The organism is Pseudomonas leptonychotis (genome assembly GCF_004920405.1).
Taxonomy (GTDB): Bacteria; Pseudomonadota; Gammaproteobacteria; order Pseudomonadales; family Pseudomonadaceae; genus Aquipseudomonas; species Aquipseudomonas leptonychotis.
Genome location: NZ_RFLV01000001.1, coordinates 704,509 through 720,761 on the forward strand (window position 1 = coordinate 704,509; position 16,253 = coordinate 720,761).

11 protein-coding genes and 1 pseudogene are annotated in these 16,253 nt (G+C 59.2%); 7 read left to right on the plus strand and 5 right to left on the minus strand.

The window, feature by feature from the left end:
• Positions 1-573 (minus strand): LemA family protein, encoded by a 573-nt coding sequence (locus tag D8779_RS03175; RefSeq protein WP_136663013.1) that lies wholly within the window; start codon positions 571-573, stop codon positions 1-3.
• Positions 574-773: 200 nt separating this feature from the next.
• Here D8779_RS03175 and D8779_RS03180 point away from each other — a divergent pair, with 200 nt between their 5' ends.
• The 7 genes and pseudogenes from D8779_RS03180 to D8779_RS03210 all read left to right on the plus strand — a co-directional run bounded on the left by D8779_RS03180 (position 774) and on the right by D8779_RS03210 (position 12,624).
• Positions 774-2,108 (plus strand): imelysin family protein, encoded by a 1,335-nt coding sequence (locus tag D8779_RS03180; RefSeq protein WP_136663014.1) that lies wholly within the window; start codon positions 774-776, stop codon positions 2,106-2,108.
• Between the two features lie 715 nt (positions 2,109-2,823).
• Positions 2,824-4,239: a di-heme oxidoreductase family protein gene (locus D8779_RS03185; protein ID WP_136663015.1), complete on the plus strand. Its 1,416-nt coding sequence runs from the start codon at positions 2,824-2,826 to the stop codon at positions 4,237-4,239.
• Between the two features lie 11 nt (positions 4,240-4,250).
• Positions 4,251-5,312, plus strand: coding sequence for an imelysin family protein (locus D8779_RS03190; RefSeq protein WP_136663016.1), 1,062 nt, complete (start codon positions 4,251-4,253; stop codon positions 5,310-5,312).
• Positions 5,313-5,315: 3 nt separating this feature from the next.
• Positions 5,316-6,410 (plus strand): DUF1513 domain-containing protein, encoded by a 1,095-nt coding sequence (locus D8779_RS03195; protein ID WP_136663017.1) that lies wholly within the window; start codon positions 5,316-5,318, stop codon positions 6,408-6,410.
• Between the two features lie 191 nt (positions 6,411-6,601).
• Positions 6,602-8,226: pseudogene (locus D8779_RS03200) on the plus strand (methyl-accepting chemotaxis protein).
• Positions 8,227-8,415: 189 nt separating this feature from the next.
• Entirely contained in the window at positions 8,416-9,546 is a 1,131-nt protein-coding gene (locus tag D8779_RS03205) for an efflux RND transporter periplasmic adaptor subunit (RefSeq protein ID WP_136663018.1), read from the plus strand.
• A 27-nt stretch (positions 9,547-9,573) separates the two neighbouring features.
• Entirely contained in the window at positions 9,574-12,624 is a 3,051-nt protein-coding gene (locus D8779_RS03210; protein WP_136663019.1) for a multidrug efflux RND transporter permease subunit, read from the plus strand.
• Between the two features lie 89 nt (positions 12,625-12,713).
• On the opposite strand, the gene D8779_RS03215 is transcribed toward D8779_RS03210, so the two are convergent.
• From D8779_RS03215 to D8779_RS03230, 4 genes are all read right to left on the minus strand, one after another.
• The gene (locus D8779_RS03215; protein ID WP_136663020.1) at positions 12,714-12,941 is read right to left on the minus strand and encodes a hypothetical protein; all 228 of its coding nucleotides are present in this window, start codon (positions 12,939-12,941) and stop codon (positions 12,714-12,716) included.
• A 591-nt stretch (positions 12,942-13,532) separates the two neighbouring features.
• Positions 13,533-15,176 carry a chaperonin GroEL gene (gene groL / locus D8779_RS03220; RefSeq protein ID WP_090239774.1) on the minus strand — a complete coding sequence of 548 codons (1,644 nt, stop codon included), beginning with the start codon at positions 15,174-15,176 and terminating at the stop codon, positions 13,533-13,535.
• Between the two features lie 59 nt (positions 15,177-15,235).
• On the minus strand, positions 15,236-15,529 hold the full coding sequence (locus D8779_RS03225) for a co-chaperone GroES (RefSeq protein WP_019827816.1): 294 nt from the start codon (positions 15,527-15,529) through the stop codon (positions 15,236-15,238).
• Positions 15,530-15,741: 212 nt separating this feature from the next.
• On the minus strand, positions 15,742-16,191 hold the full coding sequence (locus D8779_RS03230) for an FxsA family protein (RefSeq protein WP_136663021.1): 450 nt from the start codon (positions 16,189-16,191) through the stop codon (positions 15,742-15,744).
• Positions 16,192-16,253: the final 62 nt, after the last annotated feature.

Sequence of the window (16,253 nt, forward strand, 5' to 3'; positions counted from 1 at the left end):
CTAGCCAAACAACGACTTGAGGTCGACATCGGCCTTTTCCGATTCGCTGAACTCCAGCAGCACCGCTTCCTTGAAGGCAAACGCGCGGGCGATCAGCACATCGGGGAACTGCTCGATGCGCACGTTGTTCAGGTTGACCGCTTCGTTGTAAAGCTCACGGCGATCGGCAATGCCGTTTTCCAGGCCGCTGATGCGCTGCTGCAGGTGCTGGAAGCTCTCATTGGCTTTGAGCTGCGGGTAGTTTTCCGCCAATGCGAATAACTGGCCAAGCCCGGTGCGCAAGCCGGTCTCGGCCTTGCCCAGCGCGCGCATATCACCATTGGTCTGGGCAGTGGACACCGCCTGGCGTGCAGCGATAACTGCCTCTAGGGTGCCGCGTTCGTGCTGCATGTACTGCTTGCAGGTTTCCACCAGCTTTGGCAGCTCCTCGTGACGCTGCTTAAGCATCACGTCGATATTTGACCAGGCCTTGCTGACGCCGTGCTTCAAGCGCACCAGCGCGTTATAGAGCATCACCGCGTAGGCCGCGAGCAGGCTCAACACCACAATAATGACAATACCGGTAAGACTCATATGCAATTCCTGAAAAGTTCTTGGGGCGCTTCAGCCGTGGATTTTAGCGCCCTCAGCGCGCCCCAACGCAGATCTTGCCCACAGCTCAGGGCAAATAAACTGCACAGACCCTTTGCGCAAAATGCAAATCTTTCGCATTATGTTTCGGCTTTTGCACTCAGACGCATGAGTGTTTCACCTCACTTGTAAAGGATTTCGCCATGCTCCGTATGCCCCTGGCTTCTGCCAGCCTGCTTGCCATCGCCATTTCACTCGCCGGCTGCGGCGAAGATAAAGCGCCAGCTACTCAAGCCGCCGCACCCGCGGCCAGCAGCACCAGCGCTGCGGCTGTCGCCACTGGCCAGATTGACCAAGCGGCAGGTAAGGCAGTGGTCAGCCACTATGCGGACCTGGCCCTGGCCGTCTTCAGCGACGCCGCCAGCACTGGCAAAAAACTGCAGGCTGCGATCGACGCTCTGCTCGCCACGCCCAATGATGAAACCCTGAAAGCCGCACGCGAAGCCTGGTTAGTAGCGCGTGCGCCTTACATGCAAAGTGAAGTATTCCGCTTCGGCAATGCCGTGGTGGATGACTGGGAAGGCCAACTGAACGCCTGGCCGCTGGATGAAGGCCTGATCGATTATGTCGCCAAGGATTACCAGCACGCGCTGGGCAACCCAGGTTCCAGCGCCAACATCATCGCCAATACCGAGCTTCAAGTGGGCGAAGATAAACTCGATGTCAGCACCATCACCCCAGAGCTGCTGGCCAGCCTCAATGAACTGGGCGGCTCAGAGGCCAACGTTGCTACCGGTTATCACGCCATTGAATTTCTCCTCTGGGGCCAAGACCTGAACGGCACCAACCCAGGTGCTGGCGAGCGTCCTGCTACTGATTTCGTGGTCGGCGAAGGCGCTACCGGTGGCAACAACGAACGCCGCCGTGCATTCATCAAGGCCGCCACTGATCTGCTGGTCAGCGACCTCGAATCTATGGTTGTGCAGTGGCAAGCTGGCAAGCCAGACAACTACCGCGCCACGCTTGAGGCCGAGTCGGTCGAGAACGGCCTGCGTAAGATGCTCTTCGGCATGGGTAGCCTGTCCCTCGGCGAATTGGCTGGCGAGCGTATGAAGGTCGCGCTGGAAGCCAACTCCACCGAAGACGAGCACGATTGCTTCAGTGACAACACGCACAACTCGCACTTCTATAACGGCAAAGGCATTCGCAACGTTTACCTGGGCGAATACAAGAAAGTCGACGGCACCACCCTGACCGGCCCAAGCCTGTCCTCCCTGGTAGCCAAGGTTGACGCCGCCGCCGACAGCACACTGAAAGCCGACCTGGAAGCGACCGAAGGCAAACTGCAGGCCCTGGTTGACAGCGCCGACAAGGGTCAGCACTTCGATCAACTGATTGCCGCCGACAATACGGCTGGTCAGCAGATCGTCCGTGACGCCATCGCCGCCTTGGTCAAGCAGACCGGTGCCATCGAACAGGCTGCCGGCAAGCTGGGTATCAGCGATCTGAATCCGGATACCGCTGATCACAGCTTCTAAGCAACACCCGGCCTGTCGCGCCTAGCGATACAGCCTGAAAAGCCGCATGCCTGGAAGGGCTGCGGCTTTTTTGTGGCCTGCCATCCCTGGCGACCACCCCTTCGGGGCCGTCGCTACGCAACGTCAAAAATCGCTCCCGGCGATTTTTTGTGGCCTGCACTCCCGGACCACCACACCTTCAGACCGTTACTACGCAACGTCAAAAATCGCTCCCGGCGATTTTTTGTGGCCTGCAATCCCGGACCACCACTCCTTCGAGACCGTTACTACGCAACGTCAAAAATCACTCCCGGCGATTTTTTGTGGCCTGCTCTCCCGGACCACCACACCTTCGAGACCGCTACTACGCAACGTCAAAAATCGCTCCCGGCGATTTTTTGTGGCCTGTATTCCCGAACCGCCACACCTTCGAGACCGCTACTACGCCACGTCAAAAATCGCTCCCGGCGATTTTTGACGTGGCCTGCTCTCCCGGCCCATCACCCCTTCGCGACCGTTACTACGCAACGTCAAAAATCGCTCCCGGTGATTTATGTGGCCTGTACTCCCGGACCACCACTCCTTCGAGACCGACGCTGCGCAGCGTCAGAAAGCACTGCCGGCGTTTTTGCTCCCTGCGACCTTTGACCGCCATCGATAATGCAAATCCGTCTTATTTAAACCCGAGCAGACTGTTAAGATCAGCCGCCTGTTTTCTTGTTGCGGATGTTCTTTCATGTTTGCTCCGCATCGCATTGCGCTGCTGTTGGCGTTGAGCCTGAGCTTGGTCGCTTGCGATAACCCCCCTCTCTTCACCCAGGCCGAACCCGGTGAAGCCCTGTCTGCGGGCAGTGCCACCGTACGCAAGGCGGATCAGAACGCCTTTTCCTTGCCGTCGGCCAACCTGTCGCCCACACGCCGGCTGGATTTCAGCGTCGGCAATAGTTTCTTTCGCAACCCTTGGGTCACCTCGCCGGCCACAACCACGGCCCGCGACGGCCTCGGCCCGCTGCTCAATACCAATGCGTGCCAGAACTGCCATATCAAAGACGGCCGCGGCCATCCACCTGGCCCTGATGCGCAGAGTGCGACCTCGATGTTGGTACGTTTGTCGATTCCGGCTGGTAGCGAGCATGCGGCAATTATTCAGCGCCTGGGCGTACTGGCCGAACCTCACTACGGCAGCCAGTTGCAGGACATGAGCAACCCAGGCGTCAGCCCTGAGGGCAAGGTACGCGTCAGCTACAGCACACAGCTCGTACGGTTCGCCGATGGCCATGAGATCGAGCTGCGCCAACCCAGCCTGAACATCAGCCAACTCGGCTACGGCGCGCTGCACCCCGACACGCTGTTCTCAGCCCGTATCGCCCCGCCGATGATCGGCCTTGGCCTGCTGGAAGCCATTGCCGATGCGGACATCCTGGCCAATGCCGACCCAGATGACCGCAATGGTGATGGCATTTCCGGGCGCGCTAATCAGGTCTGGGACCGCGCCCAGCAGCGCACAACGCTGGGTCGTTTCGGCTGGAAAGCCGGGCAGCCCACGCTCAACCAACAGAATGCCGAAGCCTTCGCCAATGATATGGGCCTAACAAGCACGCTGGTCGCCCAGGACAACTGCAGCGAGCTCCAGCGCGACTGCCATAACGCCCCCAACGGCGGTGAGTTCGAAGTCAGCGACAGCATTCTTGCCAGCGTACTGTTCTATACCCGTAACCTGGGCGTACCGGCACGCCGCGACGCCGATACACCGCATGTGCTCGCCGGCAAAAATCTGTTCTATCGGGCGGGTTGCCAGGGTTGTCACACCCCGCAGTTCACCACCGCAACCAACGCCGCCGAGCCAGAGCTGGCGAATCAGGCGATTCGCCCCTATAGCGACCTGTTGCTGCATGACATGGGCACAGGCCTGGCCGACAATCGTCCGGAATTTCTCGCCAACGGCCAAGAGTGGCGCACACCGCCACTGTGGGGCATCGGTTTGACGGCGACGGTCAATGGACACACCCAGTTTCTGCATGACGGTCGCGCGCGCAACCTGCTGGAGGCCATTGCCTGGCACGGCGGTGAAGCTCAAGCGAGCAAACAGGTTGTACTGACATTCAACGCCGATGAGCGCGCTGCGCTGTTGGCTTTTCTGAACTCGCTGTAAAGGAGCCGCCAATGATCCGCTCACCCCTCACGCTCGCCTTGCTCAGCTTGACGCTCGCCGCCTGTAGCCCGGCAGACCCGCAGCAGCAGGTCAGCCGCGCCATCACCGATGGCGTGCTGCTCCCCCTCTACAGCGCCTGGAATGAGGCCGACCGGCAACTGGCAGAGAGCAGCAAAGCCTTCTGTGCTGGCACGCAGAGCATTGCCGACGCACGCCTGGCTTTTGCCAGCGCACAAAGCACCTGGGCCGCCGTGCAGCCCGCCTTGCTCGGCCCACTGGCGGAAGGCAACCGCGCCTGGCAGATCCAGTTCTGGCCAGACAAAAAGAACCTGGTCGCGCGCCAGGTTGAGGCGCTGATCAACAGCAAGCCCGAACTGACTCCGGCCGACCTGGATAAATCTAGCGTGGTGGTGCAAGGCCTGACTGCCTATGAATACCTGCTATTCGACCCGGCGATTGACCTCAACAACGCCGAACAGAAAGCCCGCTACTGCCCAATGATCGTCGCCATCGGCGACCACCAACAGGTGCTTGCCGCTGATGTAATGAACAGCTGGCAGGGCGAGGACGGCATGGCCGCACAGCTGAAGCATTTCCCCAACACGCGCTACGCCGAAGCGGCGGAGGCGGTAGCAGAACTTCTACGCACTCACGTCAGCGCCCTCGATGGGCTGAAAAAGAAACTGGGCACTCCATTGGGTCGCCAGACGAAGGGCCAGCCCCAGCCATTCCAAGCAGAGGCCTGGCGCAGCAAGGCCAGCCTGGCCAACCTCGCGGCCAGCTTGGCCAGCGCCGAGCGTATCTGGCTGGGAGCCGAACACGATGGCATCCAAGCCTTACTCAGCAGCGATCAAGACGAACTGAAGCAACGCATCAATGCCGCCTACAGCGATACCCGTCAGCGCTTGGCAGCCGCTCAGCGTCCACTCGGTGAACTGCTGACTGACGAAGCAGGCCGTAGCGAGCTAAACGCCTTGTACGACAGCCTGGGTGCCCTGCACCGCCTGCATGAGGTCGAGCTGGCGAGAGCTCTGGGTATTCAGCTGGGCTTCAACGCCCATGATGGTGACTGATTAATGAACCGCCGCGCCTTCCTCGGCCTGGGCACCGCCGCCCTCGCCGCCAGCGCCTTCGGAGGCTGGACACTCACGCACAACGGCCCCCGGCCGCTGCTCTTATCGGCGCGCAATGATGCAGCGGGCCGGCATTTTGCGGTGGGCTATCGGCTCGATGGCAGCCAGGTATTTGCCACCCCCGTCAGCGAGCGCTGCCACGATGTCATCGCCCATCCGTTTCTACCGATGGCGCTGTTTGTCGGACGCCGCCCCAGCACCCAAAGCTACCTGATCGACACCCGCGACGGTCGCTTGCTGCAGACCCTGAACTCGCCGACGCAGCGGCACTTCTATGGCCACGCGGTGTTCCACAAGAGTGGCGAATGGTTGTACGCCACAGAAAACGACACCTCCGACCCCGGCCGCGGCGTACTCGGCGTCTATCGCCTGCAAGGTGAGCAGTTAATGCGCAGCAGCGAACTGTCGACCCACGGCATCGGCCCGCACCAGCTGCTCTGGCTGCCCGACGGTGAAACCCTGGTCGTGGCCAATGGCGGTATTCGTACCGAAGCCGACAGCCGGGTGGAAATGAACCTCGACGCGATGGCGTCCAGCCTGGTGCTGATGCGCCGTGATGGCAGCCTGATCAGCAAGGAGCAGCTGCCGGAGCGCATGAACAGCGTGCGCCATATGGCCGTAGCCAGCGATGGCAGCGTCGTCACCGGCCAGCAATACATGGGCGATACCAGCGACGCAGTGCCGTTACTGGCCATCAAGCGCCCCGGTCAATCTTTTCAACACTTCCCGGTGGCCGATGCACAGCGCCAGTTGATGAGCCAGTACACCGCCAGCGTGGCCATTCACAGCGACCTGCGCCTGCTGGCCCTGACCGCACCGCGCGGCAACAGGGTGTTTATCTGGGACCTGGACAGCGCCGAACTGCGTCTGGATGCGCCCCTGACTGACTGCGCCGGGGTGGGCGCGGTGGCCGACGGCTTTGTCGTCAGCAGCGGCGTCGGCCGTTGCCGTCTATACGACTGCCGCAGCGCTCAGATCAGCAGCCAACCCCTGCAATTGCCTGCGGGCCTGTGGGACAACCACCTGCGCCTGGCCTAAACGCCCGCCTCTGAATATGTAATACGCCTGCGGCACGCTAAAGAACGCTGCCGCAGAGCCGATCTATACTCTTAGCTAGCCGTTGCTTCCAGGCAACCCGGCACAACCGATACCAGTCGATAGGGAACTTCGCAGTTAGGGCGCGTTTGGCGTCACTGGCATCCCGCCTTCCATACCCAGGGGTATCACCCATGTTTCTGCAAAAATCCTTGCGCGCGCAAATCCTCGCCTTACTCGGCGGCAGCCTGGCGCTGATATTGGTTACAGCCCTGATCTGCTTTAGCTTCCTGTCTAAAGGCATGCAGGACTACCGCGGGTTACTCGAAGGTCCATTGGAGGAGTCGACCTTGATCGACGTCGCCAACCTGAACTTCAAAACCCAGGTCCAGGAATGGAAGAACGTACTGCTGCGCGGCAGCGACAAAGCTCAATTAGATAAATACTGGGGCCAGTTTGAGCAACAAGAACGCGAGGTTCAGGACACCCTGAGCAAGCTCGGCTTACTGGCCAGCAATGACCCCGTACTCAAACGCAAAATTGATGCTTTACGCAGCGAGCACCAGAACCTAGGCGGCAAATACCGCGCAGGCCGTGATGCCTTTATCGCCGCCGGTGCAGACGCTAAAGTCGGCGACAAAGCCGTATCAGGCATCGACCGCAACGCGACCCAGCAAATGGATGAGCTGGCCGAAGAGCTACATAAAAAAGCATTGATCAAGCGAGCCTGATCAATGCGGCAGCCGATCGCACCATACTGCTCGGCACCCTGGGCATGCTCGGCGCCACCCTAATCATTGGCTTGTTCAGCCTGTGGCTAGTCAACCGCAGTCTTATCAACCCTATTCGCGAGCTGATCGAACATATCGCCTTGCTCAGCCAGGGCAATTTCGGCCAACACGTTGAATCAACACGCCAGGATGAACTCGGCAAGCTGGCCGCCGCGGCCAATATTCTGCGCGACTTTCTGGCCGACACCTTTACCCGTCTGAAGCGCAGCACCGCCGACCTCGACACCGCCAGTGGCGAACTCAACTCCATCGCCACGCTCATGGCTCAAGGCACTCGTGAGCAGTTTTCGCGCACCGACCAGGTGGCCACGGCGATGCATGAAATGTCCGCCACCGCCCAGGAAGTGGCGCGCCACGCCGCTGAAGCTGCCAATGCCGCCGATGATGCCGACAGCGCAGCGCGCCAAGGTGAAACGGTGATGCAGGCGACGATCAAAACCATCACCGATATTCGCGGCGAGATCAGCAACACCTCTGACGTCATCCGCCGCCTGGAAAACGACACTGGCCGCATCGGCAAAGTACTGGAAGTGATTCGCGGCATTGCCGAGCAAACCAACCTGCTGGCACTTAACGCCGCCATTGAGGCTGCAAGGGCTGGCGAGCAGGGCCGCGGTTTTGCTGTAGTGGCTGACGAGGTGCGCACGCTGGCCCAGCGTACGGCCGAATCCACCGCAGAAATCCACCAAATCATCGACACCGTGCAGACCGGTGCGGTGAATGCGGTGCGCGCCATCGAAAGCGGCCAGCAGCGCAGCGAAGAAGGCGTGACCCAGGTCACCGAGGCTGGGGCCACGCTGCAACTGATTACCAGTGCAGTCGAGGCCATCCGCGACATGAATCGGCAGATCGCCACTGCCGCCGAAGAGCAGACCTCGGTCGCCGAAGACATTTCGCGCAACCTCACCGAGATCACCGCAATTGCCACGGCCAACCAAGAGAACGTGCAGCGCACCGAAACCGCCGGACAGAATTTGCATAACCTGTCCGGGCAACTCAGCGAGGTGACTCAGCGCCTGAGTGCCTAAACGAACAATCAGCAATAAAAAATGCCAGCAAATGCTGGCATTTTCATTAAAACGCACTTGATCAATCCGGCAAGTTTTGCACAACATTTTCGTGTAAATGCGAATCTTTGACAGGCGTCTGCGCGAGGTCTAAGGTGCCCCTCTTGCCTATTCCCAGGCCCTCTATTCGCACTGCCAAGGAACCGGAATATGTTGCTCCGCCGCATGCTAATCATGCTGGGCGTTGTGCTCGTCGTAGTACTCGCCCTCGCCGCCTATAAAGGCTTCACCATTTACCAACAAGTTCAGATGTTCTCGGCACCGCAGCCGGCCATCAGTGTGGACGCAGCAACGGCAACAGAGCAGCCCTGGCAGAGTCGTCTGCCGGCTATCGGCACCCTGAAAGCTTTTCAGGGTGTGGACCTGACCGTTGAGGTCGGCGGCACCGTGCAGCGAGTACTGTTCAGCTCAGGTGAGCAGGTGACCGTGCAGCAACCGCTGATCCAGATGGACAGCGATGTCGAGCAGGCCATCCTCGCCACAGCACAGGCAGAGTTGGGCTTAGCCCGTGTTGAATATGAGCGCGGCAGCAGCCTGGTCAAACGCCAAAGCATCTCGAAAAGCGAGTTTGATCGCCTGGCCGCTAACCTGCAAAAAGCCAACGCCAGCGTGGCGCAGTTGCAAGCGCAGCTGGCGAAGAAGCGCATTGTGGCGCCCTTTGCCGGCACCATCGGTATTCGCCAGGTGGATGTCGGTGACTACCTTGCTTCCGGCACCACCATTGCCACCCTGCAGGACCTGAGCAAGCTCTTCGTCGATTTCTTCCTGCCGGAACAAGCGGTGCCCAAGCTGGCCATCGATGAGCGTGTGCGTTTCAGCGTGGCGGCGTACCCAAACGAAGTGTTCGAAGGCCAGATCGTCGCGATCAATCCCAAGGTCGAAGACACTACGCGTAACGTGCAAGTGCGCGCCATGCTGGTCAACCCCGAACACAAGCTGTTGCCCGGCATGTTCGCCAATCTGGAAGTACTATTGCCCGGTGAGCAGCAGGTGATTGTCCTACCCGAAGCGGCCATTACCTACACCCTGTATGGCAACTCGGTGTACGTCATCAGCGAGAAGAAAAACGAAGACGGCCAGGTGATCAAAGACGACAAGGGCCAGGCCGAACTGATGGTCAAGCGTCGCTTCGTCGAAACCGGCGAACGCCGTGCAGGCCAGGTGGTGATTAGCAAAGGGCTGCAAGCCGGCGAACAGGTGGTCAGCGCCGGCCAACTGAAGCTCGATGACGACGCCCACGTCAGCATCGCCAACGCGCAGGTCAAGCCAAGCACCGACTAATCGGCCCTTGGCGTAAGGAACTTATTTATGGCTTTTACTGATCCGTTTATCCGTCGCCCGGTATTGGCGACGGTGGTCAGTCTGTTGATCATCCTGCTTGGCTTCCAGGCATTCAGCAAACTGACCATCCGCCAGTACCCACAGATGGAAAATGCCCTGATCACGGTGACCACCGCTTACCCCGGGGCCAATGCCGAGACCATCCAGGGTTACATCACCCAGCCGCTGCAGCAGAGCCTGGCCAGTGCCGATGGCATCGATTACATGACGTCGGTGAGCCGACAGAATGTGTCAATCATCTCGATCTATGCGCGCATCGGCGCCAATAGCGACCGCTTATTCACCGAACTGCTGGCCAAAGCCAACGAGGTGAAAAACCAACTACCGCAGGACGCCGAAGACCCGGTACTGAGCAAGGAAGCGGCTGACTCCACGGCGCTGATGTACATCAGCTTCTACAGCGACGAGCTGTCCAACCCGCAGATCACCGACTACCTGTCACGGGTGATCCAGCCCAAGCTGGCTACCTTGCCCGGCATGGCCGAGGCCGAAATCCTTGGTAACCAGGTGTTCGCCATGCGCCTGTGGCTCGACCCGGTGAAAATGGCCGCTTATGGCGTTACGGCTAACGACGTCAATACAGCGGTGCGTAAATACAACTTCCTATCCGCCGCCGGCGAGGTGAAAGGTCAGTATGTAGTTACCAGCATCAATGCCGAAACCGACCTGAAGTCGGCCGAGGCCTTTGCCGCCATTCCACTGAAGACCGTGGGCGACAGCCGTGTGCTGATCCGCGATGTGGCGCGGGTGGAAATGGGCGCAGAAAGCTATGACTCGATCAGCTCCTTCGATGGCACCCCGTCGGTGTACATCGCCATTAAGGGCACGCCAGGGGCTAACCCACTGGATGTGATCAAGGAAGTGCGCAAGGTCATGCCCGACCTGGATGCTCAGCTGCCGCCTAACCTGAAGGTCTCGATCGCCTACGACGCCACGCTGTTTATTCAGGCCTCGATTGATGAGGTGGTGAAAACCCTGTTCGAAGCCGTGTTGATCGTCATCGTGGTGGTGTTCCTGTTCCTCGGTGCTTTCCGCTCAGTGCTGATCCCGGTGATCACCATCCCGCTGTCGATGATCGGCGTGCTGTTCTTTATGCAGCTGATGGGGTACTCGATCAACCTGCTGACCCTACTGGCCATGGTGTTGGCCATCGGCCTGGTGGTGGACGACGCCATCGTAGTGGTGGAGAACATCCACCGGCATATCGAGGAAGGCAAAACGCCGTTCGACGCGGCCATCGAGGGCGCCCGCGAAATCGCCGTGCCGGTGGTCTCGATGACCATCACCCTGGCCGCGGTGTACGCGCCTATCGGCTTCCTCGAAGGCCTTACGGGGGCTCTGTTCAAAGAGTTTGCCCTGACCCTGGCCGGCGCCGTGATCATCTCCGGCATCGTCGCCCTGACGCTGTCGCCGATGATGTGCGCCAAGCTGCTGCGCCACGAAGAAAATCCGTCGGGCTTGGCACACAAGCTCGACCAGATCTTCGACGGTCTTAAACAGCGCTATCAACGCGCCCTGCACGGAACCCTGGAGACCCGTCCGGTGGTGCTGGTGTTCGCAGTGATCGTCATGTGCTTGATTCCGGTGCTGCTCAACTTCACCAAAAGCGAACTGGCACCGGAAGAAGATCAGGGCATCATCTTCATGATTGCCAATGCGCCGCAGCCCACCAACCTTGAATACCTGAACAAGTACACCGATGAATTCGTGGAGATATTCAAGGAGTTCCCCGAGTACTACTCCTCGTTCCAGATCAACGGTTTCAACGGCGTGCAGTCGGGTATCGGCGGTTTTCTAATGACGCCGTGGAACGAGCGCGAGCGCACCCAGATGGAAATTCTGCCGGAGGTGCAAGGCCGCCTGTCGCAGATCGCCGGCCTGCAAATCTTCGGCTTCAACCTGCCGTCCCTGCCAGGTACCGGTGATGGCCTGCCGTTTCAGTTCGTGATCAACACACCCAACGACTATCAGTCACTGTTGCAGGTGGCCGAGAAGGTCAAAAAGCGCGCGGTGGAGTCCGGCAAATTCGCCTTCCTCGACGTTGATTTGGCTTTCGACAAACCGGAAGTGGTGGTGGAAATCGACCGCGAGAAAGCCGCACAGATGGGCGTGTCTATGGAAGATCTCGGCCTGACCCTCGCCAGCCTGCTCGGTGAAGGTGAGATCAACCGCTTCACCATCGAAGGGCGCAGCTACAAGGTGATTGCCCAGGTCGAGCGCGCTTACCGCGACAACCCGCAATGGCTCAGCAGCTACTACGTGAAGAGCGACAGCGGCGCGATGCTGGCCCTTTCGACCTTGGTCAAGGTCAGCGATCGCGCGCGCCCGACCCAGCTCAACCAGTTCCAGCAGCTCAACTCGGCGATCATTCAGGGCGTACCGATCGTCAGCATGGGTGAGGCCATCGACACCGTTACGCAGATCATGCAGGAGGAGGCCCCGGCGGGTTACGCCTACGACTTCGCCGGAGCCTCGCGCCAGCTGGTGCAAGAAGGCAGCGCGCTCTACGTGACCTTCGGCCTGGCGTTGGCGCTGATCTTCCTGGTGCTGGCGGCGCAGTTCGAAAGCTTCCGCGACCCGCTGGTGATCATGGTCACGGTGCCGCTATCAATCTGCGGTGCGCTGATCCCACTGTTCTTAGGCCTGTCGAGCATGAACATCTACACCCAGGTGGGCCTGGTGACGCTGATTGGCCTGATCACCAAGCACGGCATCCTGATCGTCGAGTTCGCCAACCAGCTGCGCCGCGAGAAAGGTTTGTCGCGACGTGAGGCGGTCGAAGAGGCGGCGGCAATTCGCTTGCGCCCGGTATTGATGACCACCGCGGCGATGGTGTTTGGCATGGTGCCACTGATCCTGGCAACCGGCGCGGGCGCGGTGAGCCGCTTCGACATCGGCCTGGTAATCGCCACCGGTATGTCGATTGGTACGCTGTTTACCCTGTTCGTGCTGCCCTGCGTGTACAGCGTGCTGGCCCAACCCGATGCGCCACCTAAACCTACGTCAACGCACGGCTGAGCCCAAGAGTAATGACCACGGATGGTCAGCCACAAAAAAGCCCTGCATAGCAGGGCTTTTTTTCAGATATTTAGTGCCAGATAACAGGGTTAACCTTGCGCACCCGTCCCCTGAGACAGGCTGAACATCAGCAATAGCAGGTCTTGATCCGGACGCAACGCCTCGGTCGTTCGAGCCTGGGGTGGCAAAGGGCAATAACCCAGCTGCTCGTTCAGGGTGATGACTTGGGGGCTGGCTTCCTGCCAGGCCGCCGCCGCGAGCGAGGCCACGCTGAGCGCGGTCACTAAGAATAAACCTCGTGCGATTTCTAGCTTCATCACTGCAACCTCTTGATAGCGCTGCCAAACGCTGTTTCTAAACCTAGATCATTGATAACCGTAGCGCCGCGCTTTGCGACCAACGGTCGTTACTGCCGAGCCTGTCGGCACTACACCTGATCATCCTGATCCACAAACAAGCCATTTAGCAGGCAAGCCTTCGAACCGCCGTTTGGCCAATGGTTCAACCGTTGGTCAAACCAAAGGCTGGGCCGCATTAATACGCGCGCAGGTAACAGCTTGTGGGTCACTTAATTGCCCATTCGCATCAGAGCGGTGCGCCCTATGACCCATGCATCTAAAACAGCGGTGGCCGACCAATACCGACAAAACTTTTCTAACCGCACGGCAAAGTCGCGCGGTAGAGCACATCCAAGTGAGGTCATAACAAGAAGCGCTTATGCAGATCATCCGCACAAGGCTGATTGACAGGCTCCAGTCCGGGAGCAGGCATTACCCAAAGCAATTGGCGTACCGCTTTGCCGCGCTGGACTGTTATAGCCGATAAAAATGAAAACCCCGTGACAGGCACGGGGTTTTCTTTACTGCTTACAAGCCGCCTGGCGGCGGCCTGCTAGGGGCCGGGCTGGCTTACATCATGCCGCCCATGCCACCCATACCGCCCATGTCTGGCATACCGCCACCGGCCGGCTTGTCTTCAACCACTTCGGCGATCATCGCTTCGGTGGTGATCATCAGGCTGGCGATCGAAGCAGCAGCCTGCAGCGCCGAACGAGTGACCTTAGCCGGATCGAGAATACCCATCTCGATCATGTCGCCGTAGGTGTCGGTGGCGGCGTTGAAGCCGTAGTTACCCGAACCCTGCTTGACCTTGTCGACTACTACGCTTGGCTCGCCGCCAGCGTTGGCAACGATCTGACGCAGCGGTGCTTCAACCGCACGGCGCAGCAGTGCGATACCAACGTCTTGATCAGCGTTCTCGCCTTTCAGTTCGCTGATGGCCTGCAGAGCGCGCACCAATGCCACGCCGCCGCCAGGTACCACGCCTTCTTCAACGGCTGCGCGGGTTGCGTGCAGGGCGTCGTCAACGCGGGCTTTCTTCTCTTTCATTTCAACTTCGGTACCGGCACCGACTTTGATCACGGCAACACCGCCAGCCAGTTTGGCCAAACGCTCTTGCAGCTTCTCTTTGTCGTAGTCGGACGAAGTGTCTTCGATCTGCTTACGGATCTGCAGTACGCGCGACTCGATATCAGCCTGAACGCCAGCACCGTCGATGATGGTGGTGTTTTCTTTGCTGAGGATCACGCGCTTGGCGTTACCCAGGTGCTCCAGGGTGGCGCTTTCCAGGCTCAGGCCGATCTCTTCGGAGATAACGGTACCGCCAGTCAGAACAGCGATGTCCTGCAGCATGGCCTTGCGACGATCACCAAAGCCTGGCGCCTTAACGGCAGCGACTTTAACGATACCGCGCATGTTGTTCACAACCAGAGTCGCCAAGGCCTCGCCTTCAACGTCTTCGGCCACGATCAGCAGCGGACGACCGGATTTGGCCACCGCTTCCAGAACTGGCAGCAGCTCACGGATGTTGGAGATCTTCTTGTCGACCAGCAGAATCAGCGGGCCGTCGAGCTCGGCAACCATGGTGTCTGGCTTGTTGATGAAGTACGGGGACAGGTAACCACGGTCGAACTGCATGCCTTCAACAACCGACAGTTCGTTTTCCAGGCCCGAGCCTTCTTCAACGGTGATCACGCCTTCTTTACCGACTTTTTCCATGGCTTCGGCAATGATTTCGCCGATGGAGGTGTCGGAGTTGGCGGAGATCGAACCAACCTGAGCGATGGCCTTGGTGTCAGCGCACGGCTTGGACAGGTTCTTCAGCTCGGCCACGATGGCGATGGTCGCCTTGTCGATGCCGCGCTTGAGGTCCATTGGGTTCATGCCGGCAGCGACGGCTTTCAGGCCTTCGTTGACGATGGCTTGAGCCAGAACGGTGGCGGTGGTGGTGCCGTCGCCTGCGTCATCGTTAGCGCGCGAAGCAACGTCTTTAACCAGCTGAGCGCCCATGTTCTCGAAACGATCTTTCAGCTCGATTTCTTTGGCAACGGAAACGCCGTCTTTGGTGATGGTCGGAGCGCCGTAGCTCTTCTCGATCACAACGTTGCGGCCTTTCGGGCCCAGGGTCGCTTTTACTGCGTCAGCCAGAACGTTAACGCCAACGAGCATTTTTTTACGGGCGGAATCGCCGAATTTAACTTCTTTAGCAGCCATGATGGTTATTCCTTAATGCGTTCAAATAGAGCGGAATTCGTAGCGACGAGGCGCTGCAATCAGCCTTCGATAACGGCGAGAATTTCGTTCTCAGCCATTACCAGCAGGTCTTCGCCGTCAACTTTGACGGTGTTGCTGCCCGAGTACGGGCCAAATACCACTTTGTCACCAACCTTGACGGCCAGCGCACGAACTTCACCGTTGTCCAGCACGCGGCCGGTGCCGACAGCGAGGATCTCACCGCTGTTGGCTTTTTCAGCAGCGGAACCTGGCAGCACAATGCCACCGGCGGTTTTCTTTTCTTCTTCGCTGCGACGGATTACGACGCGGTCATGCAGAGGACGAAGCTTCATGGTCGATCTCTCCCAATAGTTTATTTTCGACCGGTGTGTTCACCGGCGGGTTAGCAAAATCCGGCGAGGCCGGGAGCGCTGCGCCAGGCGCAACGCTGAAGTCTGATTTGTCTAAACGACAAAAACCTTGCGGTGACCGCTACATAAGGGCGCACGGAGGGATTTCAAGGGCTGAGGGCGAAATCTTTATGGAAAATTACGCGCCGATACACTTACTCACGGCGCTCATACTCACCTTCCAGCACCTGTGCGCGCGTCTGTCCGGAGCGGGCAGCCTGGTCATCAAAGAAGGCTCGCTGACGCATAGCTTGCTCAGCGGCGCGCAGACGCACCTTATTGACCAACAAACGACGGGTGAAGGGAATCAGGCAGAGCACGCCAAAGATGTCGCTGATAAAACCCGGCAACAGCAACAGACCGCCACCAACGGCGATCAACAGCCCCTCAAGCATTTCCTGTTCAGGCAACTCACCGCGCGAAAGCTTTTCGCGCGCGCGCCAAGCAGTGGCCACGCCCGCTACGCGCAGCAGAATACTGCCAAGAACGGCACTGCCGATGACCAGCAACAGCGTCGGCAGCACACCGATAGCACCACCCACCTGAATCAACAGGGCTAACTCAATGAACGGAAACAGCAAAAACAAAAAGAGAAAAGCACGCATCGAAAATTCCTTAACGGAAGAACAGCTTCCAGTAAGTGAGAAGTATGGGGTGTTGAGCTGAA